General features: G+C 34.3%; 2 protein-coding genes. Both read left to right on the top strand.

Annotated elements, in window-relative coordinates; all coding sequences use genetic code 11:
• Positions 1-569 precede the first annotated feature (569 nt).
• Entirely contained in the window at positions 570-1412 is an 843-nt protein-coding gene (locus tag AB1630_12155; protein MEW6104546.1) for a hypothetical protein, read from the top strand.
• On the top strand, positions 1413-2595 hold a 1183-nt coding region (locus AB1630_12150; GenBank protein ID MEW6104545.1), incomplete at its 3' end, for a hypothetical protein. It lies immediately after the preceding gene.

The raw sequence follows: 2595 nt of genomic DNA, 5'->3' as shown, positions 1-2595 counted from the left end.
AACCCTTTGGCTGGGGCTTCAACGGCTTGATGATCTAACCGCTATGTGGAAGATTTTTATGGAACTTATCCCCCATTCATTATCTCCCTGATTTGTCCAGTAAAAGATGTGGGTAAAGATAAGCTCTGGAAGAGGGGAATGAAGGGAAGGAGGGGAGTTCCCCTTCCTTGAAGGGGTGGCAGGCGAAGCCTGACGGGCGTAGTAAGAAGGTAATGTAAGATGAAGAAGCTATTGGCTTTAGAGACACAGGATGGAAGTAAAAAAACCTTGACAAAGGTTTTGCTTTTGAATATAATTTGAAAATGAGAATTGTAAAATTGAAAATTTAATAATTGGAGGTGTTTAAGATGTTTAAACAAACATTAAGCAAAGGAATAGCTTGCCTAATGGTATTAGGCTTGCTTTGGGGATTAGAGGCTAAAAGCCAAGGGACAGAAACCTTGACAGAGGAGCAAAAGGGGGCTAAAGGGACTCAAACAGAAATAGAGGTTGGAACAGAAAGTGCTCAAATGATACTGAAAGAACCCCAAAAGGGAACAAAGACATTATGGGAGAAAGAGGCAGAAGAGTTGAGTGATGAGGAGTTTGCTAAAAAGGTCTATGGAATTAACAGAGATATTTCTATTATTCCTTATAAAGAGAGGTATGATAAAAATAAAGGCAAATATGTTTACAAAATAGATCTCAATAATTTTATTCTCAAAGAATTAAAGATTGAATTAGGTCTTTCTGATACCCAAATGGAAGTTATTAAAAAATTCTTTGAGATTAAAAGTGAATGGGAAAATCTTGAATGTGATCTAATGCGTATGGAGACATCGGCTGGAGGTGTTGCAGATATTGAGTGGATGACAGAAAGAGAAAAAAAAGAACTTCTGGAAACTAAAATAAAAGCTTACGAAAAACACAAAAAGAAATATAAAGAAAAAAAACCTATTGTGATAAACCAGGTTAAAGAATTAAGAAAAATCTTAGAGAATAAACAAAATCAATTTCTGGATTGGTTTGAGATACAAGGACATCTTTATAATTATTTTATAATTTCAGAAGGTGATTATCTTCAGTCAGAAAAAAAATGGAAGATGGATAAAATTACCCTTGAAAAGATAGAAGATAATTTTATAAAAAAGGATTATCTTAAAAATAAAAGAGTGGAGATGTTATCAAATATGGCAAAAGATTTGAATTTAACTTCTACTCAACAAGCAAAGATAGAGAAAATTTTAAAAAATTATAAAGATGAAATTTTAAAGTTAAGAATAAGGTTAATTGCTTTAGAAAGGAATTGGTTGGAATCACCAACCATCTCAGATGAAATTATTAAGATTATTCAAAAGAAAAGCGATGATATGAATAATCAAATAAAAAAATACTTAACTAATGAGCAAAAATCAAAGTTTAGAAGATTTTAGATGAAATCAGAATTTAAAAAGATAATATCTGTGGTATTGATTGTTACAGGATCCCTTGTTTTCCCTGCATTAGTATTTTCTTATAATGTTCTTGCTACAAGAGAGGGCCTTGTAGGAGGAATAACAGCAAATCAACATGTAATTGTAGATGATGATTGGTTTGTAGCTCTTCCTTCTGGCGAAAGACTTGCTGGAAATAATAGGTGGAATCATAGAGTAAGAGTAACTTATGGTAACCGTTCTATAATTGCTCCTGTATGGGATGTTGGTCCTTGGAATGAACTTGATAATTATTGGGTTGAAAATAGAAATACATGGGGCGTTGATGAATATTCGCTTACTCATGGATTTCCTGCTATAGGAGTACCAATGGCTCAGCAATCTTATAGAAATGGTTGGCATTATGGATACACTGTTTCTAGGACAGGAATTGTAAATGGTCAATATGTACGAATCCCTTATGATCCAATAACCGGAAATCCAGGAACTCAAAGAAGAGTAACAAATGAGGCTGGCATTGACTTAGCAGATGGAGTATTTCTTAATGGTCTAAGGTTACAAAATAATGCTTGGGTAAATTGGGATTTTACAAGTGATTTACCAATGGTTAAAAAAGTAAGGCTGATTCAACAAAGAGAGGGAAAAACAATAGTCATCTATGATTCTAAAACAAAAGAATCTAATTCTGCAGGTATTGGCACGGTAACATTTAAGATTGAATTTACTGAAACGATGAGGACAAATAATAATATGCCAGAGATAAGTTTTGGATTAAGCTCTCCATATACCCAACATAAAGCAACTGCTTCTACTGGTTGGACTAGAACAACCTATGAGTATGATACATGGATTGGTATATTTAACATCCCTGAGAATAAATCAGAAGATTATGATGGAACGAACACTATTAGCATAGTTGCCAGAGATTGGGGACCTAATGGTGGTAACCAAATAGATCAAGATGAGAATACCTCATCGTATAATCCAGGCACAGACACAAACCATAAGATTTACATTGACACCACCCCACCCAAGATAAAGAAGGTTGGAATCTTTCCTCAAGAAAAGGTAGAGGGAACTATGACTACTATGGGTGCCTGCGGATATTCCAAAGATTATGACACAGGGAATATAGTCAGTAGACCTTTGGTGAGAGAGTGTCTTCATTTGGTTAAAATTACCT

This window comes from bacterium, assembly GCA_040753555.1.
Classification (GTDB): domain Bacteria; phylum UBA9089; class UBA9088; order UBA9088; family UBA9088; genus JBFLYE01.
Note: the sequence above shows the minus strand (reverse complement) of the source record. Positions and strands in the feature narration are given on the sequence as shown.